At 62.0% G+C, this 16278-nt stretch carries 12 protein-coding genes; 9 read left to right on the forward strand and 3 right to left on the reverse strand.

Features of this window, described 5'->3' with window-relative positions:
- Window positions 1–63 precede the first annotated feature (63 nt).
- The 4 genes from OC445_RS15855 to speA all read left to right on the forward strand — a co-directional run bounded on the left by OC445_RS15855 (window position 64) and on the right by speA (window position 4404).
- Entirely contained in the window at window positions 64–1131 is a 1068-nt protein-coding gene (locus tag OC445_RS15855) for a DUF2333 family protein (protein ID WP_003188197.1), read from the forward strand.
- 2 nt (window positions 1132–1133) lie between these two features.
- On the forward strand, window positions 1134–1670 hold the full coding sequence (locus OC445_RS15860) for an NUDIX hydrolase (RefSeq protein WP_054918781.1): 537 nt from the start codon (window positions 1134–1136) through the stop codon (window positions 1668–1670).
- Between the two features lie 306 nt (window positions 1671–1976).
- Window positions 1977–2348 (forward strand): translation initiation factor Sui1, encoded by a 372-nt coding sequence (locus tag OC445_RS15865; RefSeq protein WP_003188201.1) that lies wholly within the window; start codon window positions 1977–1979, stop codon window positions 2346–2348.
- Between the two features lie 142 nt (window positions 2349–2490).
- Window positions 2491–4404 carry an arginine decarboxylase gene (gene speA, locus OC445_RS15870; RefSeq protein ID WP_034126423.1) on the forward strand — a complete coding sequence of 638 codons (1914 nt, stop codon included), beginning with the start codon at window positions 2491–2493 and terminating at the stop codon, window positions 4402–4404.
- An 80-nt stretch (window positions 4405–4484) separates the two neighbouring features.
- On the opposite strand, the gene OC445_RS15875 is transcribed toward speA, so the two are convergent.
- Window positions 4485–4811 carry a hypothetical protein gene (locus OC445_RS15875; RefSeq protein ID WP_054896399.1) on the reverse strand — a complete coding sequence of 109 codons (327 nt, stop codon included), beginning with the start codon at window positions 4809–4811 and terminating at the stop codon, window positions 4485–4487.
- Between the two features lie 100 nt (window positions 4812–4911).
- Window positions 4912–6258: an MATE family efflux transporter gene (locus OC445_RS15880; RefSeq protein ID WP_034126425.1), complete on the reverse strand. Its 1347-nt coding sequence runs from the start codon at window positions 6256–6258 to the stop codon at window positions 4912–4914.
- A 299-nt stretch (window positions 6259–6557) separates the two neighbouring features.
- Between OC445_RS15880 and OC445_RS15885 the strand changes: the two genes are divergently transcribed.
- On the forward strand, window positions 6558–11453 hold the full coding sequence (locus tag OC445_RS15885) for an alpha-2-macroglobulin family protein (RefSeq protein ID WP_197900134.1): 4896 nt from the start codon (window positions 6558–6560) through the stop codon (window positions 11451–11453).
- A 141-nt stretch (window positions 11454–11594) separates the two neighbouring features.
- Here the strand turns inward: OC445_RS15885 and OC445_RS15890 are convergent, their stop codons facing one another.
- Window positions 11595–11888 (reverse strand): hypothetical protein, encoded by a 294-nt coding sequence (locus OC445_RS15890; protein WP_003188208.1) that lies wholly within the window; start codon window positions 11886–11888, stop codon window positions 11595–11597.
- 245 nt (window positions 11889–12133) lie between these two features.
- Here OC445_RS15890 and pbpC point away from each other — a divergent pair, with 245 nt between their 5' ends.
- The 4 genes from pbpC to OC445_RS15910 all read left to right on the forward strand — a co-directional run bounded on the left by pbpC (window position 12134) and on the right by OC445_RS15910 (window position 16246).
- A complete protein-coding gene (gene pbpC, locus OC445_RS15895) occupies window positions 12134–14425 on the forward strand; it encodes a peptidoglycan glycosyltransferase PbpC (RefSeq protein WP_405647535.1) in 2292 nt (763 codons plus the stop codon).
- Window positions 14426–14569: 144 nt separating this feature from the next.
- Window positions 14570–14878 carry a MazG-like family protein gene (locus OC445_RS15900; RefSeq protein WP_003188211.1) on the forward strand — a complete coding sequence of 103 codons (309 nt, stop codon included), beginning with the start codon at window positions 14570–14572 and terminating at the stop codon, window positions 14876–14878.
- The gene (locus OC445_RS15905; protein ID WP_047712475.1) at window positions 14871–15620 is read left to right on the forward strand and encodes a methyltransferase; all 750 of its coding nucleotides are present in this window, start codon (window positions 14871–14873) and stop codon (window positions 15618–15620) included. Before OC445_RS15900 ends, OC445_RS15905 begins: the two co-directional genes overlap by 8 nt.
- Before the next feature lie 23 nt (window positions 15621–15643).
- Complete coding sequence (locus OC445_RS15910) at window positions 15644–16246, forward strand: DUF4136 domain-containing protein (RefSeq protein ID WP_262020212.1); 603 nt, start codon at window positions 15644–15646, stop codon at window positions 16244–16246.
- Window positions 16247–16278: the final 32 nt, after the last annotated feature.

Below are 16278 nucleotides of genomic sequence, written 5' to 3' on the forward strand. Positions count from 1 at the left end.
GAATGTCTGAACGCACCCGGACAATTGACGTGCATGAACTCAAGTGATTGAAAGGATATCGCCATGCTGGACTGGAAAAACCGCGAAGGCAGTGCCAAAGGCCCCGCCCCTGAGCCCAAGTCGGCCAACCGCAGCTATTTTCGCAACCTGCTGATGAGCCGGGCGTTGCTCAGCATCATCGGCTTGTACCTGCTGGTCACCGGTGGCCTGGGTTGGTACTGGAGCCAAGAGCCGGCGCTGTTTCCGGTGCAGCAAAATGCCCAGCTTGCCGCCGAGAAGGAAGGCAAGCAGATGGTGGTGGGTTACACCACCGTCGAAACCCTCAAGACCGTGGTTGGCACCTTGCTGAACAAGCCAGGCGGCTACATCTCCAACGACCGTTTCCCGCCAGGCTTGTGGATGGACAACATGCCGAGCTGGGAATACGGCGTGCTGGTGCAGGTGCGTGACCTCACCCGTGCCCTGCGTAAAGACTTCGCCCGCTCCCAGTCGCAGTCGGCTGAAGACGCTGACTTGGCCAAGGCCGAGCCGCGCTTCAACTTCGACAACAAGAGTTGGGTGCTGCCATCCAGTGAGTCGGAATACCAGGAAGGCATCAATTCCCTGAGCCGCTACGAAGCGCGCCTGTCTGACCCGAACCAGCGCGGCGCGCTGTTTTATGCGCGTGCCGACAACCTCAACAACTGGCTGGGCGATGTGGCCACACGTTTGGGCTCGCTGTCCCAGCGTCTGTCCGCCAGCGTGGGCCGGGTCAAGTTGAACACTGCGCTGAAAACCGAGGCGCTGGCGCCGGGTGAAGTGCCGCAGGTCGATGAAGAAGTGGTGGAAACCCCATGGATGCAGATCGACAACGTGTTCTACGAAGCGCGCGGCCAGGCATGGGCGCTGTCCCATCTGCTGCGTGCCATCGAAGTCGATTTTGCCGACGTACTGGCCAAGAAAAATGCCACCGTCAGCGTGCGCCAGATCATTCGTGAGCTGGAGGCCTCGCAAGAACCGGTATGGAGTCCTATGATTCTTAACGGCAGTGGCTTCGGCGTACTGGCGAACCATTCGCTGGTGATGGCCAACTATATTTCCCGGGCAAACGCTGCAGTGATCGACTTGCGTCAGCTCCTCAACCAGGGTTGATGATGGACGCTACTCAAAAGGAGGCCGCACACCGAGCGGCCTCCGACGCTGAACTGATCTGCTGGGTCGACGAGCAGGACCACCTGCTCGGTCACCTGGTCAGGTCCGACCTGCGCCAGCGCGGCTTGATCGGCCGTTGCACATTTATCTTCCTGTTCAATTCCAAAGGCGAGCTGTGTGTGCACCGGCGCACGCTGAGCAAGGCGCTGTATCCAGGGTATTGGGATACGGCGGCGGGTGGGATGGTGGCGGCGGGAGAAAGCTATGCCCTGTCGGCACAGCGGGAATTGGCGGAAGAGCTGGGCGTGAGTGGCGTGGAGTTGGTCGAGCACGATCATTTTTACTTTGAAGATGGCGACAGCCGCCTGTGGTGTACGTCCTACTCTGCTGTATGGGACGGCCCGCTGTGTTTGCAGCCTGAAGAGGTCATGGAAGCGCGTTTTCTATCCATTGAAACGGTGCTTGCAGAGGCCGAGCAAAAGTCTTATTGCCCGGACGCCCAAGAGGGCTTGCGGCGCTATCTCGCCTCACGTCGCTAAAGTTGTATAAATTGGCGCCATTTGGCTCTTAGCAACTTGGCTTTTTGCCGTTACACTGCGCGCCTTTTCACCCGAACCGCTATTGTTTCACCCTGTAGGAGCGAGCTTGCTCGCGAAAAACGCCAAGACACCGCGTGCTGGCTGAATGCCCGCGTTATCGTTGACGATCTTCGCGAGCAAGCTCGCTCCTACAGTGGTGGTGGCCTTGACGGTTCGGTAGCGCTGCCCCTGCCTGAGTGGGGCTTCGCGGTCGGTCACCGCCTTGTGCGGCGCCGATCAGTCTTCATCCTCCCAAGAGGATTGCCGGTGGCCAAAAAAGCCGCATCCTTCGCCGCCCTTGGTGGCCTGGTATTTTCCACCGACGCAGGTCGACACTGCCCGGACTGTCGTCAGCCCGTGGATTCGTGCACCTGCAAACAGACCCTGATCCCCGAAGGCGACGGTATTGCCCGCGTGCGTCGCGAGAGCAAAGGCCGTGGCGGCAAGACGGTGACCACTATCACCGGCGTGCCCCTGGCTGAAGAAGCCCTGAAGGAATTGGCCACCTCGCTGAAAAAGCGCTGTGGCACCGGTGGCGCGTTGAAAGACGGGGTTATCGAGATTCAGGGCGATCACGTCGAGTTGCTGTTGGCCGAGCTGATCAAGCTCGGGTACAAGGCCAAGAAGTCCGGCGGCTGAAAGCCTCTTCCCAACCTGTGGCTAAACTCTGTCCTGCCAGTGGGGTCTACTTCCCTTGCAGGCAAATCGTCATTTTCATTCTTTAGACTGCGCCAGCCTCCGCGAGAGGTGGCGCCTTCGCCTTCATTTATAGGGGACTTCGATGTCCGTACGACGCACACGCAAAGACGATGGCAGCCAATGGACAGTTGCGGACAGCCGCAGTGTTTACGGGATTCGCCATTGGGGGGCCGGGTATTTCGCGATCAATGAAGCCGGTCGCGTAGAAGTCCGTCCGAACGGCCCGAACAGCACGCCCGTCGATCTGTACGAGCAAGTCGATGAGTTGCGCAAAAGCGGCCTGTCGTTGCCGTTGCTAGTGCGCTTCCCCGATATCCTGCAAGACCGCGTGCGCCAATTGACCGGTGCCTTCGATGCCAACATCGAGCGCCTGGAATACCAGAGCAAATACACTGCGCTGTACCCGATCAAGGTGAACCAGCAGGAAGCGGTGATCGAGAACATCATTGCCACCCAGAACGTTTCCATCGGCCTGGAAGCCGGCTCCAAGCCTGAGCTGCTGGCCGTGCTGGCCCTGGCGCCGAAGGGCGGCACCATCGTCTGCAACGGTTACAAAGACCGTGAGTTCATCCGCCTGGCGCTGATGGGCCAGAAGCTCGGCCACAACGTGTTCATCGTGATCGAGAAAGAGTCCGAGGTGGGGCTGGTGATCGAAGAGGCGGCGAGCCTCAAGGTCAAGCCGCAGGTGGGCCTGCGTGTGCGCCTGTCGTCCCTGGCATCGAGCAAGTGGGCGGACACCGGTGGCGAGAAATCCAAATTCGGTCTGTCGGCAGCCCAGTTGCTGTCAGTGGTCGAGCGCTTCCGCGCAGCCGGCCTGGACCAGGGCATCCGCCTGCTGCACTTCCATATGGGCTCGCAGATTGCCAACCTGGCCGACTACCAGCACGGGTTCAAGGAAGCCATTCGTTACTACGGCGAACTGCGCAACCTCGGCCTGCCGGTGGACCACATCGACGTCGGCGGTGGCCTGGGCGTGGACTACGACGGCACGCACTCGCGCAACGCCAGTTCGATCAACTACGACATGGACGACTACGCCGGCGTGGTAGTGGGCATGCTCAAGGAATTCTGCGACGCGCAGAGCCTGCCGCACCCGAACATCTTCTCCGAAAGCGGCCGCTCCCTGACCGCTCACCACGCCATGCTGGTGGTGCAGGTGACGGACGTCGAGAAGCACAACGACGAAATCCCGACCATCGAAAACAAGGAAAGCCTGCCGGAAACCGTGCAATGGCTGGTGGACCTGCTGGGCCCGACCGACATCGAGATGGTCACCGAAACCTACTGGCGCGCCACCCACTACATGAGCGACGTGGCCACCCAGTACGCCGACGGCAAGCTGACCCTGGCCGAAAAAGCCCTGGCCGAACAGTGCTACTTCGCGGTGTGCCGTCGCCTGCACAACTCGTTGAAAGCCCGCCAGCGCTCGCACCGCCAGGTGTTGGACGAACTCAACGACAAGCTGGCCGACAAATACATCTGCAACTTCTCGGTATTCCAGAGCTTGCCGGATACGTGGGCCATCGGCCAGGTCTTGCCGATCCTGCCGCTGCACCGCCTCGACGAAGAGCCGCTGCGCCGCGCCGTGCTGCAAGACCTGACCTGCGACTCCGACGGCAAGATCAAGCAATACGTCGACGAGCAGAGCATCGAAACCAGCCTGCCGGTTCACGGCTTGAACGAAGGCGAGGACTACCTGCTGGGTATCTTCCTGGTCGGCGCCTATCAGGAAATCCTGGGCGACATGCACAACCTGTTCGGTGACACCGACTCGGTGAACATCTACCAGCGTGAAGACGGTTCGGTGTACAGCGCCGGGATCGAGACTCACGACACCATCGAAGACATGCTGCGCTATGTGCACTTGTCGCCGGAAGAGTTGATGACGCACTACCGCGACAAGTGCGCGAGCGCGAAGATCTCGGCGTCCGAGCGTACCCAGTTCCTGGATGCGTTGCGTCTTGGGTTGACTCGTTCTTCTTACTTGTCTTCTTGAGTCGTGCGGCCTCACCGGAACTGAGCGAGTGTTCGTTTAGTTCCTGTGAGGCCGGCCGCATTGGCACGACGTTGATCAAGTCACCTTACGAGCAAGCATTGCGTCACTGGGCATTTGCTCTCTGAGTGAACGTTGAGGGCTATCTGCGTTATTGTGCCCTGACTGTTGAGGCGCGACAGGAGCACCTCTTTTCCATCGATTGTCAGGTCCTTTGATTCGCCTTTGGTGATTCTGTGCTGTTCAGTCCCATGTATCACCACGAGTGTGTACTCACCGGCCATTTGGTTCTCCACCCGCAGTGTCCCGGCCGGCTGCGCTGTTGAGTTCGATGGCGCCGTGCAGCCTGCGGTAGTCAGCGTGGCGATTACCCAAAGGGTGACGATGCCTGTTTGTCGTTTGATATTCATAGCGATTTTCCTTGGCGTAAGCAGGGGAGGTTGCCCACCGCTATTCAACGCTTGAAAAATCGGCTTGTAACCTGTCAGAAGTAACAGGTAGGGGCTCGTGTCAGCGGGTATCGCTCAGCCAGCGATTCTGCGTGCTCAGCCACCAGGCAATCGCCCCCAGGATCAAGCTGCGTACCGCCATGAATAGCAAAAAAGTTATCCACAGTCCGTGGTTGCCCAAGCCCTGCAAGGCCCAGGCAATCGGCAGTACCAGCATCACCGTCAGCAACATCCCATCGCGCATTTCCCGCGCCCGCGTTGCACCGATAAACAGCCCATCGAGCAAATAACTCCACACCGCAATCAACGGCAATACCGCGAGGTAGGGCAGGTAGATATCGGCGGTTTCGCGCACGCTGGGGATATCGGTTTGCATGGCGATGAACAGATGGCCGCCGAAGGTGAACAGCAGGGCGAAACCCACGCTGGCGATCAGCGACCAACCACAGGCAACCACCAATGACCGCCGTAACGCTTGCCGGTCACGTGCGCCGATGGCGTGGCCGCACAGAGCCTCGACCGCGTGAGCCAGGCCATCCAGGGCATGTGCCGTCAGTAACAGCCCATTGAGCAGCAAGGCATTGGCTGCAACTGTGGCATCTCCCAGCCTTGCGCCTTGCACCGTGATCATGAAAAACACCGACTGCAACGCCAGGCTGCGGATAAAAATGTCGCGGTTGACCGCCAGCAACGGGCGCCAGCTTTGCCACAGTTTCAAGGCGGCCCAAGCGATATGCCCAGGATAGGCGCGCAGGGCTTTTTGCGTAAGCGCCAGGCCGAGCAGGGCGCCGGTCCACTCTGCGATCACCGAGGCTCGGGCGGAGCCGACCACGCCCCAGTCCAGCCCGAGGACGAACCATAGGTTAAGCGCGATGTTGACCAGGTTGGTGGTCAGCAAAATCGCCAATGGCGCTCGTGCATTCTGGGTGCCGAGGAACCAGCCGACCAGTGCATAACTGGCGAGAGCGGCGGGCAGGCCGAACAGGCGGGTGTGGAAAAACTCGCGGGTCAGTTGGTTCAGTTCGGGCGAGGGCTGCATCCATTCCAGGGCCAGATGGCTCAGGGGAATGCCCACGGTACCCAGTAACATCGCCAGCCCCAGCGCCAACAGCAAGCCTTGCAACAGGATTTGCCGCAACGCTGCACCATCGTTACGCCCGGCGGCCTGGGCGGCGAACCCGGTGGAGCCCATGCGCAGGAAACCCATGGCCCAGGCGAGGAAGGTATACAGGCTGGCGCCGACAGCCACGGCACCCAGTTGGTGGGCGTGGGGCAGGTGGCCGATGACCATGCTGTCCACCAGAGCCACCAAGGGCACCGAGATATTCGACAGGATCATCGGCGCGGCCAGGGCCCAGACGCGGCGATGGGTGGGGCGGTGGCGCCAGTCGGTCAGCAGGGCGGTCATGAAGGCTCCTTGGTGGAGCGGCATTGTAACCGTCAACCCGCCACACAGCAGAGCCAATGTGGGACCTGGCTTGCCTGCGATAGCAGTGGGTCAGCCAGTGAAGATATCGGCTGAAAGACCGCTATCGCAGGCAAGCCAGCTCCCACTGTTTGATCTCCAGTGGCTGTGGGATTTGGCTTGGCTTCATGCCCACCTAGAACCAACCGCCCCTCCGTCGGTCAATGTGACCGGCGCCGCAGCAGCTTGGTCGGCGCTGATATATAGTTCACCCCTCGGTTCCCTCTGACTATGAGTGCCCCATGCTTAACAAAGGACTGTTCCTGGCCTGCGCGCTGGCCCTGCTGAGCGCTTGCGATTCTTCCGATAAACCCGCTGCACCGCCTGCGCCCACCGTGGCGGCAGCGCCGAAGCCGGTGAAAGCGGCGGTGGACGTGGCAGCGTTGAAGCAACGCTATGCCGGGCGTGAGCTGAGCGTGGTGGATGTGTCCGAGGTGCAGTTGGATGGGGCCAGCACGCTGTCGGTGAGTTTTTCCATTCCGCTGGACCCCGATCAGAAATTCGCCGACAAGCTGCACCTGGTAGACAGCAAGTCTGGCAAGGTCGATGGCGCCTGGGAACTGTCCGATAACCTGATGGAATTGCGCCTGCGCCACCTTGAACCGCAGCGCAAACTGGTGCTGACCGTGGACGCAGGGGTGAAGGCGGTCAACGGCAACACCCTCGCCGCCGAATACAGCGCCCGCCTGGAAACCCGCGACCTGCAAGCCACCGTCGGCTTCGCCAGCCGTGGCACCCTGTTGCCGACGCGCCTGGCCGAGGGCCTGCCGGTGATCGCGTTGAATGTCGACAAGATCGACGTGGAATTCTTTCGGATCAAACCCGAATCCCTGCCGTCGTTCCTGGCGCAGTGGGGGCGTAATACCAGCCTGCAAAGCTATGAGTCCCGTGAACTGCTGCCAATGGCCGAACTGGTGTACGGCGGGCGTTTCGACCTGAACCCGGCGCGCAATACCCGCGAAACCCTGTTGCTACCGATTGCCGGCCTCAAGCAGTTGCAGCAGCCGGGCGTGTACCTCGCGGTGATGCGCGCTTCGGGCACCTACAACTATTCGCAACCGGCCACCCTGTTCACCTTGAGTGATATCGGCCTGTCGGTGCACCGCTACGCCAATCGCCTGGATGTGTTTACCCAGGCCCTGGAAGGCGGCAAGGCACTCAACGGCGTCGAACTGGAAATCCTCGATGCCGAAGGCCGCGTGCTCGGCCAGGGCAAGACCGAAGACGGTGGCCACGCCGAGTTGCCGCTGCCGAAAAAAGCCCAGGTGTTACTGGCCAAGCAGGGCGAGCAAACCAGCCTGCTGCGCCTGGACAGCGCCGCGCTGGATTTGGCGGAGTTCGATATCGGCGGGCAACCGTCCCACCCGTTGCAGTTCTTTGTGTTCGGCCCGCGTGATTTGTATCGCCCCGGCGAAACCGTGCTGCTCAACGCGCTGTTGCGTGACAAGGATGGCAAGGCGGTGAAGCCTCAGCCGGTGAGCGTCGAAGTGCGGCGCCCGGATGAACAGGTGAGTCGCAAGTTCGTGTGGGAGGCCGACGCGTCGGGCCTGTATCAATACCCGTTGCAGCTGGCTGGCGAGGCGCCGACCGGGCGCTGGCAGTTGGTGTTCGACCTCGGTGACGGCAAGCCGCAACTCTATGAATTTCTCGTCGAAGACTTCCTGCCCGAACGCCTGGCGCTGGAACTCAAGGGCAGTGACACGGCGTTGAGCCCGGCGGATAACCCGGTCATCCAGGTCAACGGTCGTTACCTCTACGGCGCGCCCGCCTCCGGTAACCGCGTCAGTGGCCAGGTGTACGTGCGGCCACTGCGCGAGGCGGTCAAATCCCTGCCGGGCTACCAGTTCGGTTCCGTCACTGAAGAAGAGCTGAGCCAGGATTTCGAACTGGACGAAAGCGTACTCGACGCCAATGGCGAGCAAGCGCTGACCCTGGAAAGCAAGTGGGCCGAGGCCAAGTCGCCGTTGCAACTGATTGTGCAAGCCAGCCTGCAGGAGTCCGGCGGTCGGCCGATCACCCGGCGCCTGGTGCAGCCGATCTGGCCGGCCGAGCAATTGCCGGGCCTGCGTGGCCTGTTTGACGGCAAGGAAACCAACGGCGATGGCCCGGTGGAATTCGAAGTGCTGGTGGCCAACCAGGACGGTCAGAAACTGGCCGCGCAAGACCTCAAGGTGCGCCTGGTGCGTGAGCGCCGCGACTACTACTGGAACTACTCGGAGAATGACGGCTGGAGCTACCACTTCAACGAGAAATTCCTCAACCTCGATGAGCAGAGCCTGAACATCAAGGCGGGCGACACCGCCAAGGTCAGCTTCCAGGTGGAGTGGGGCCCTTACCGCGTGGAGGTCGAAGACCCGCAGACCGGGCTGGTCAGCAGCCTGCGTTTCTGGGCCGGCTACCAGGCCCAGGACAACACCGAAGGCGGCGCCGTGCGCCCCGACCAGGTCAAGCTAGCGTTGGACAAACCCGCCTATGGCGATGGCGACACCGCCAACGTCACCGTCACGCCACCGGCTGCCGGTAAAGGCTACCTGTTGGTGGAGTCTGCCGAAGGCCCGCTGTGGTGGCAGGAAATCGACGTGCCGGCCGAAGGCAAAAGCTTTGCGGTGAAGCTCGACCCTAAATGGTCGAGCCACGATCTGTATGTGAGCGCCCTGGTGATTCGTCCCGGCGAGCGCAAAGCCAATATCACGCCTAAACGCGCCGTGGGCTTGCTGCACCTGCCGCTGGATCGCACCCAGCGCAAACTCGGCCTGACCCTCACTGCACCTGAAAAAATGCGCCCCAAACAACCGCTGACGGTAAAGATCGCCGCCAAAAACGCCGATGGCAGTGTGCCTCAAAAGGTGCACGTACTGCTTGCGGCAGTGGACGTGGGCATCCTCAATATCACCGAATTTCCAACGCCCGATCCGTACGCCAGCCTGTTTGGCCGCAAAGCCTATGGCGTCGACCAATTCGACATCTACGGCCAGTTGATTGAAGCCGGCCAAGGGCGCCTGGCCAGTCTGGCATTTGGTGGCGACGCGGCGTTGGCCAAAGGCGGCAAACGCCCGGACACCAGCGTAACCATCGTCGCCCTGCAAAGCGCCCCGGTGACGCTGAACGACAAAGGCGAGGGCGAAGTCAGCGTCAATATCCCCGACTTCAACGGCGAACTGCGCCTGATGGCCCAAGCCTGGAGCGATGATCGCTACGGTATGGCGGAAGGCAAGACGGTGATTGCCGCCCCGCTGATTGCCGAGTTGTCGGCGCCGCGCTTCCTGGCAGGAGGCGACCAGACCACCCTGGCCCTGGACCTCTCAAACCTGTCGGGCAAGGCGCAGAAACTCGATGTGCAATTAACGACGCAAGGGCCGTTGGAACTGGTCAACAGCGACGCGCAATCGGTTGAACTCAAGCAAGGCCAGCGCACCACCCTGCGTATTCCGGTACAAGCCTGGGGCGGTTTCGGTCAGGGCAAGGTCAAGGTTACGGTCAATGGCCTGGACCTGCCGGGGGAAAACCTGCCTCCATTCAGCCGCGAATGGACCTTAGGCGTGCGCCCGGCGTACCCGGCCTTGCTCAAGCATTACCGCGCCGTGATCAAGGATCAGCCGTGGAGCTTACCGGCGGGCGCACTGGATCAGTTCGATGCCTCGGGGCGTGAGGCGCTGTTGAGCCTGTCGAGCCGGCCGCCGTTGAACCTGGGCGCGCAGATCAGTGCGCTCAAGGCGTACCCCTATGGTTGCCTAGAGCAAACCGCCAGTGGCTTGTACCCGTCGCTGTATGCCGACGATGCGCTGCTCAAGCGCCTGAGCATCAAGGGCGAGCCGGATGCCGAGCGCAAGCGCAAGATCGAGTTGGGCATCGAGCGCCTGCTGGGCATGCAGCGCTACAACGGCAGCTTCGGTTTGTGGGGCGCTGATGGCGAGGAAGAATATTGGCTGACTGCGTATGTCACCGACTTCCTGCTGCGCGCCCGCGACCAGGGTTTTGCAGTACCGCCTGAAGCCTTGAAGAAGGCCAGCGAGCGTCTGTTGCGGTATGTGCAGGAACGTAACCTGATCGAGGTGGATTACAGCGACAACGCCGAGCACACGCGTTTCGCCGTACAGGCCTACGCCGGTATGGTGCTGGCGCGCAGTCAGCAGGCGCCGTTGGGTGCGTTGCGCAGTCTGTTCGAACGGCGCAGCGACGCACGCTCCGGCTTGCCGTTGGTGCAGTTGGCCATCGCCCTGCAGAAAATGGGCGACCAGCCGCGTGCCGATCAAGCCTTGCTCGCCGGTTTGGCGGCGCAGCGCAGTGCCAAGGAGTGGCTGGCCGACTACGGCAGCCCGTTGCGCGATCAGGCGATGATTCTGGCGTTGCTGGAGGAGAACGACTTGGCCAAGGGCAAGCGTGAAGAGCGCCTGTTTACCTTGTCGGACCAGTTGGCGGCCAGCCCCTATCTGTCGACCCAGGAGCGCAACTCGTTGTTCCTGGCCGGGCGGCTGGGTTTCGCGCAGCCCGAATCGGCGTGGAAGGTGCTGTTGGATGGCAGCGACGGGGAGCATGAGCTGAATAACCAGCAGTCGACGCTCAACCTGGAAGGCAAGCTGCTTTCCGGCAATTTGAGCCTGACCAATCAAAGCGATGTACCGGTCTACCAGCAACTGACAATCTCGGGTTACCCACAAGTGCCGCCTGCCCCGGGTGGCGAGAACCTGAGTATTCGCCGCGAATACCTGGGCATGAATGGCCAGCCGTTGAATTTGCGCAGCCTCAACAGCGGCGACCTGGTGCTGGTGCACCTGGCCGTCAGTGCCAAGCAACGGGTGCCGGATGCCTTGGTGGTGGACTTGCTGCCCGCCGGCCTGGAACTGGAAAACCAGAACCTGGCACAAAGCGCAGCGAGCCTGGAGAACGCCAGCAGCCAGGTGAAGGAGTGGCGCGAGTCGATGCAGAATGCCTCGCTCAAGCATCAGGAGTTCAGGGACGACCGCTATGTGGCGGCGATGAATCTGGATGGCTATGGCACCACGCACTTGTTGTACCTGGCGCGTGCGGTGACACCGGGAACCTACCGCGTGCCGCCGCCGCAGGTAGAGTCGATGTATCGGCCGAACTGGCAGGCGGTGGGCGAGACGCCAGTGGATATGGTGATCAAGGGCCGCTGAAAGGGGATGGTTGAATCTCTGTAGGAGCGAGCTTGCTCGCGAAAAACGTCAACGAGAACGCGTGTTTCCTGAATCAACGCGGCGCCTTTGAGTTCTTCGCGAGCAAGCTCGCTCCTACAGGGGAATCGAGTGGTTGCACCGTCAGTGCACGACCCAACTGAGTAGCCAAAGCCCCAGCATCAGCCAGATGATTCCCACGATAATCGAGGCCCGCATAAAGGCGCGTACCGCCGAGTACAGGAAGAGCAACCCGACGATCAGAGTGATGATGCTGATGATCGAGGTGTCCATGCCCAAGGTGCGTGACAGGCCGTCGATAAAGTTGCCGCCGGCGTGGGTCAAGGCCCCGAACAAACCGCTGAGCCCGTCGACGATAAAACGGATGACGGAACCGAGCGCCTGGCCCAACCATTCGAAAAAGCTTTCTACCTGCATGTGCGTGTCCTGATGAGAAGGTGGGCGTAACTGTGCCTTTGGTTGTCGATAACGCAGGCGAGTTCCCTGCAAGCATAGAGGTTTGCCCGTTTGAGTTTTAGTTTAATCACCTGCGGATGTACGCGGCCCAATGTGGGAGCGGGCTTGCTCGCGAAGGCGGCGTGCCTGTGACATCTCTGCCAACAGACCCACCGCTTTCGCGAGCAAGCCCGCTCCCACAGTTATTGCGCTGGGCTTTGGGTTGTGTGGTGTTGGTGGTTGCCTTGCTATGGCTGGCCGATCGCATCTGGCCCTTGCCCCTGCCACAGGACGACCTGGCGCGGGTGGTGCTGGCCGAAGATGGCACGCCGCTGTGGCGATTTGCCGATGCCAATGGCGTATGGCGCTACCCGGTACAAACCTGCGAAGTCTCACCCTATTACCTCGACGCGCTGCTCACCTATGAAGACCGTTGGTTCTACCAACACCCCGGCGTAAACCCGTTGGCGCTGGTGCGTGCGACTTGGCAAAACCTGAGCGGCGCGCGAGTGGTGTCCGGCGGCAGCACCTTGTCGATGCAAGTGGCGCGCCTGCTCGACCCGCACTCACGCACCCTGCACGGCAAGTTACGCCAGCTGTGGCGTACCGCGCAGTTGGAGTGGCACCTGTCCAAGGACGAAATCCTCAACCTGTACCTGAACCGTGCGCCCTTCGGCGGTACGCTGCAGGGCGTGGCGGCAGCGAGTTGGGCGTACCTGGGCAAGTCGCCATCACAACTGACTCACGCCGAAGCCGCGTTGCTCGCGGTATTGCCCCAGGCGCCGAGTCGTTTGCGCCCGGACCGTCATCCGCAGCGCGCCCAGCAGGCCCGGGACAAAGTGCTGCGCCGCCTGGCCGAGTTTCAGGTATGGCCGCAATCGGCGGTGGATGAAGCCTTGGAAGAACCCCTGTTGCTCGCCCCACGCCTGGAACCGAGCCTGGCGCCCTTGCTCGCACGTCGCCTGAATCGCCCCGACAGCCCGCCACTGATTCGCACCACTCTGGATGCCACCTTGCAACGCCGTCTCGAAGACCTGCTGTTGGGCTGGCGCGCACGCCTGCCGGAGCACACCTCGGCGGCCATCCTGGTGGTGGAAGAAGAAAGCATGGCGGTGCGCGCCTACCTGGGGTCGGTGGATATCAATGACACCAAACGCTTTGGCCATGTGGACATGATCAGCGCGCTGCGTTCGCCCGGTTCCACCTTGAAGCCTTTTCTCTACGGGATGGCGTTGGATGACGGCCTGATTCACTCCGAATCGCTGTTGCAGGACGTGCCTCGGCGCTATGGCGATTACCGTCCAGGCAACTTTTCCATGGGTTTTACTGGCGCGGTGCCGGCGAGCACCGCGTTGTCCAGTTCGTTGAACCTGCCTGCGGTGCAACTGCTGGAAGCCTACGGGCCCAAGCGCTTTGCCGCACAGATGCGCATCGGTGGCATGCCGTTGGCGTTGCCGGCATTGGCCGAGCCGAACCTGGCGCTGATCCTCGGCGGTGCGGGCAGTCGTCTGGAAGATCTGGTGAGTGGTTACAGCGCCCTGGCCCGCGATGGCAAGAGCGCCAGCCTGCGGTTGCAGCCGGACGATACGCTCAGGGAGCGGCCGTTGCTGTCGCCCGGCGCCGCATGGATTGTGCGACGCATCCTCAGCGGCCAGGCGCGGCCCGACCGTGACCCGCGTGCCGAGCTGGTCCAACGGCCGGTGCTGGCGTGGAAAACCGGCACCAGTTATGGCTTTCGCGATGCCTGGGCGATTGGCGTGGGCCCGCGTTACCTGATTGGCGTATGGATCGGCCGGCCCGATGGCACGCCGGTACCGGGGCAGTTCGGCCTGGCGTCGGCAGCGCCGTTGATGTTGCAGGTGCATGACGTGCTGACCAACCGCGACAGCCAGCGCGGCATCAGTGCGCCAGTCAAACCGGTGCCTGCCAATATCGGCGTGGCAGCGATTTGTTGGCCGCTGGGCCAGCCCATGAGCCGCAGCGACCCCAACTGCCGCCGCCAGCGTTTTGCCTGGACCCTGGACAACACCACGCCGCCGACCTTGCAGGCATTGGATCAACCCTTGAGCGTGGGCTTGATGGAAAGCATCTGGGTTAACCCCAAGGGTTTGAGGGTCGATGCCCATTGCCCTGGCGCAACCCCCAAAAACATCGCGCTGTGGCCGGCGCCGCTGGAGCCCTGGTTGCCAAGGATTGAACGCCGGGAAGCGCGCATTCCTGCGCCTGACCCGGATTGCCCTCCGCCGGCGCTGGCCGCTTCATCGCCGTTGTCCATCGTGGGCGTACGCGAAGGCGACCAACTGCGCCTGCCCGCTGCCAGTCAACAAGCCTTGCGCCTGAACATCTCCGCCCTGGGCGGCAGTGGCCGGCGTTGGTGGTTTCTCAACGGTGCGCCGTTGGGCGACAGCGCGAACCAGGACAGCATCAATGCCAGTTTTGAACGGCTGGGCCGCTATCAGCTCAGCGTATTGGATGAAGCCGGCCAAACCGCCAGGCTCGAGTTCAGCGTTGTCGACTGATCGCTCCCACGCTCTGCGTGGTAACGCCGCCTGGGACGCTCCGCGTCCCGTCATCCGCGCAGGCGACGCGGAGCGTCACTGGAAGCATTCCCACGCAGAGCGTGGGAATGATCGGGTAAGCTATACCCATTCAGGAGCCCCCGCATGAACCTCGAACACCTCACCGAACGCCTGCACCGCATTCGCGATACCAACGACTGGAAGCAGTTCCACAGCCCGAAAAACCTGGCCATGGCTGCCAGCGTGGAAATGGCCGAGCTGGTGGAAATCTTCCAATGGCTCACCGAAGACCAATCCCGCCAACTGCCCGCCGATAAACTCGCCCATGCGGGCCAGGAGGTCGGCGATATTGTCCTGTACCTGCTGTTGCTGTGCAGTGAGCTGGGGCTGGATATGAACGAAGTGGTGCGCGCCAAACTGGCCGATAGCGAACGGCGGTTTGCCCATGAGTGATCGTCATTTCGACCAGTTGGCCACGCGCTTTGCCGAAAAAATCTACGGCGGTGCCAAGGGCGCGATTCGCCTGGCGGTGCTCCAGGCCGACCTGGTGCAAGCCTTGCCGCAGCGGCCGTTGCGCGTATTGGATATCGGCGCAGGCCTGGGGCACATGTCGCTGTGGCTGGCCGAGCAGGGCCACGAGGTAACCTTGGCCGAACCCGCGGCGCCGATGCTTGAAGGTGCGCGCCAGCGCTTCGCCGACGCGGGCCAAAGCGCGACCTTTATTCATGCACCGTGGCAGGACTTGCTCGGCCAACTCACCGAGCCTTACGATCTGGTGCTGTGTCATGCCGTGCTGGAGTGGTTGGCCGAGCCCCACGCCATCCTGCCGGTACTGCACCAACTGACGCTGCCGGGTGGCTGGTTGTCCCTGGCATTCTACAACCGTGATGCGTTGATCTACCGCAATCTGCTCAAAGGCCACTTCCGCAAAATGCGCAAGAACGACATGGCCGGCGAAAAGCAGAGCCTGACGCCGCAACAACCCCTGGACCCACGGGAGTTGGCGGCGCAACTCGAAGGGCTGTGGCAGGTCGAAAGCCAAAGTGGCGTGCGGGTGTTCCACGACTATATGCCGGTGGAATTCCAGGCTCGCGCCAACCTGCAGGACTTGTTGGAGATGGAGCTCGCTCACCGTCGTCACCCAAGCTTTGCCGGGCTTGGGCGATATTTGCACTGGATCTGCCGCCCGGTTTAAGCGGCCCAGCGTGGGAGGTCGACATGCGTCGTCTCGGTTTAATCCTGTTGTCTTTAGCGCTTGGGGCCTGCTCGAGCCCCAATCCTTACGTGGCCAGTTCGGCACCGATGCCGCCGGCGCCCGCCCAGGCGGCCACTACCTTTGATGCCAGCGCCTACCCCGCGCCGGTGCGCGACTATGGTGCCTACCGCAGCTGGGGTTGGCTCAACGGTCAGTTGCCGGCGGGCACGGCCTGGGCCGATTCGGCGCAGATTGCCGAGGCGGTCAGCGGCGCCCTCGATCAGCGCGGCTTGCGCCCCTTGCATGACAAGCGTGCGCCCGACCTGCTGGTGAGCGCCGATGTACGCCTGGAAAAACGCCTGCGCCAGGTCCAGGACGATTATGGTTACGGCTACGGCGGCTATAACCGCTATGGCAACGGTTACGGCATGTACAACAGCGTGCCCGTGGTGCGCACCTATGAAGTGACAGTGGCCGTGGCGCGTTTCAGCCTGTTCGATGCGCGCACCCGCCAGCCGGTGTGGAGCACCAGTGCCGAAACCACCAGCCAGGGCAGCCTGAGCGAACGCGCCGATAGCTTGCGCAAGGCGATGCAGAAGGCAATGGCTGCCTATCCGCCCAGTTAGCAGCTATTCTCATTACATGCCCACGTTGTTTT

This window comes from Pseudomonas sp. Pse35, assembly GCF_024519715.1.
Lineage (GTDB): Bacteria > Pseudomonadota > Gammaproteobacteria > Pseudomonadales > Pseudomonadaceae > Aquipseudomonas > Aquipseudomonas paracarnis.

Excerpts from the sequence above, each read along its gene's own strand:
- OC445_RS15860 (WP_054918781.1), top strand. The coding sequence starts at position 1,134 with ATGGACGCTACTCAAAAGGAGGCCGCACACCGAGCGGCCTCCGACGCT.
- OC445_RS15900 (WP_003188211.1), top strand. The coding sequence starts at position 14,570 with ATGAACCTCGAACACCTCACCGAACGCCTGCACCGCATTCGCGATACC.
- OC445_RS15875 (WP_054896399.1), bottom strand. The coding sequence starts at position 4,811 with ATGAATATCAAACGACAAACAGGCATCGTCACCCTTTGGGTAATCGCC.
- OC445_RS15890 (WP_003188208.1), bottom strand. The coding sequence starts at position 11,888 with ATGCAGGTAGAAAGCTTTTTCGAATGGTTGGGCCAGGCGCTCGGTTCC.
- OC445_RS15885 (WP_197900134.1), top strand. The coding sequence starts at position 6,558 with ATGCTTAACAAAGGACTGTTCCTGGCCTGCGCGCTGGCCCTGCTGAGC.
- OC445_RS15905 (WP_047712475.1), top strand. The coding sequence starts at position 14,871 with ATGAGTGATCGTCATTTCGACCAGTTGGCCACGCGCTTTGCCGAAAAA.
- OC445_RS15880 (WP_034126425.1), bottom strand. The coding sequence starts at position 6,258 with ATGACCGCCCTGCTGACCGACTGGCGCCACCGCCCCACCCATCGCCGC.
- OC445_RS15910 (WP_262020212.1), top strand. The coding sequence starts at position 15,644 with ATGCGTCGTCTCGGTTTAATCCTGTTGTCTTTAGCGCTTGGGGCCTGC.
- OC445_RS15855 (WP_003188197.1), top strand. The coding sequence starts at position 64 with ATGCTGGACTGGAAAAACCGCGAAGGCAGTGCCAAAGGCCCCGCCCCT.
- speA (WP_034126423.1), top strand. The coding sequence starts at position 2,491 with ATGTCCGTACGACGCACACGCAAAGACGATGGCAGCCAATGGACAGTT.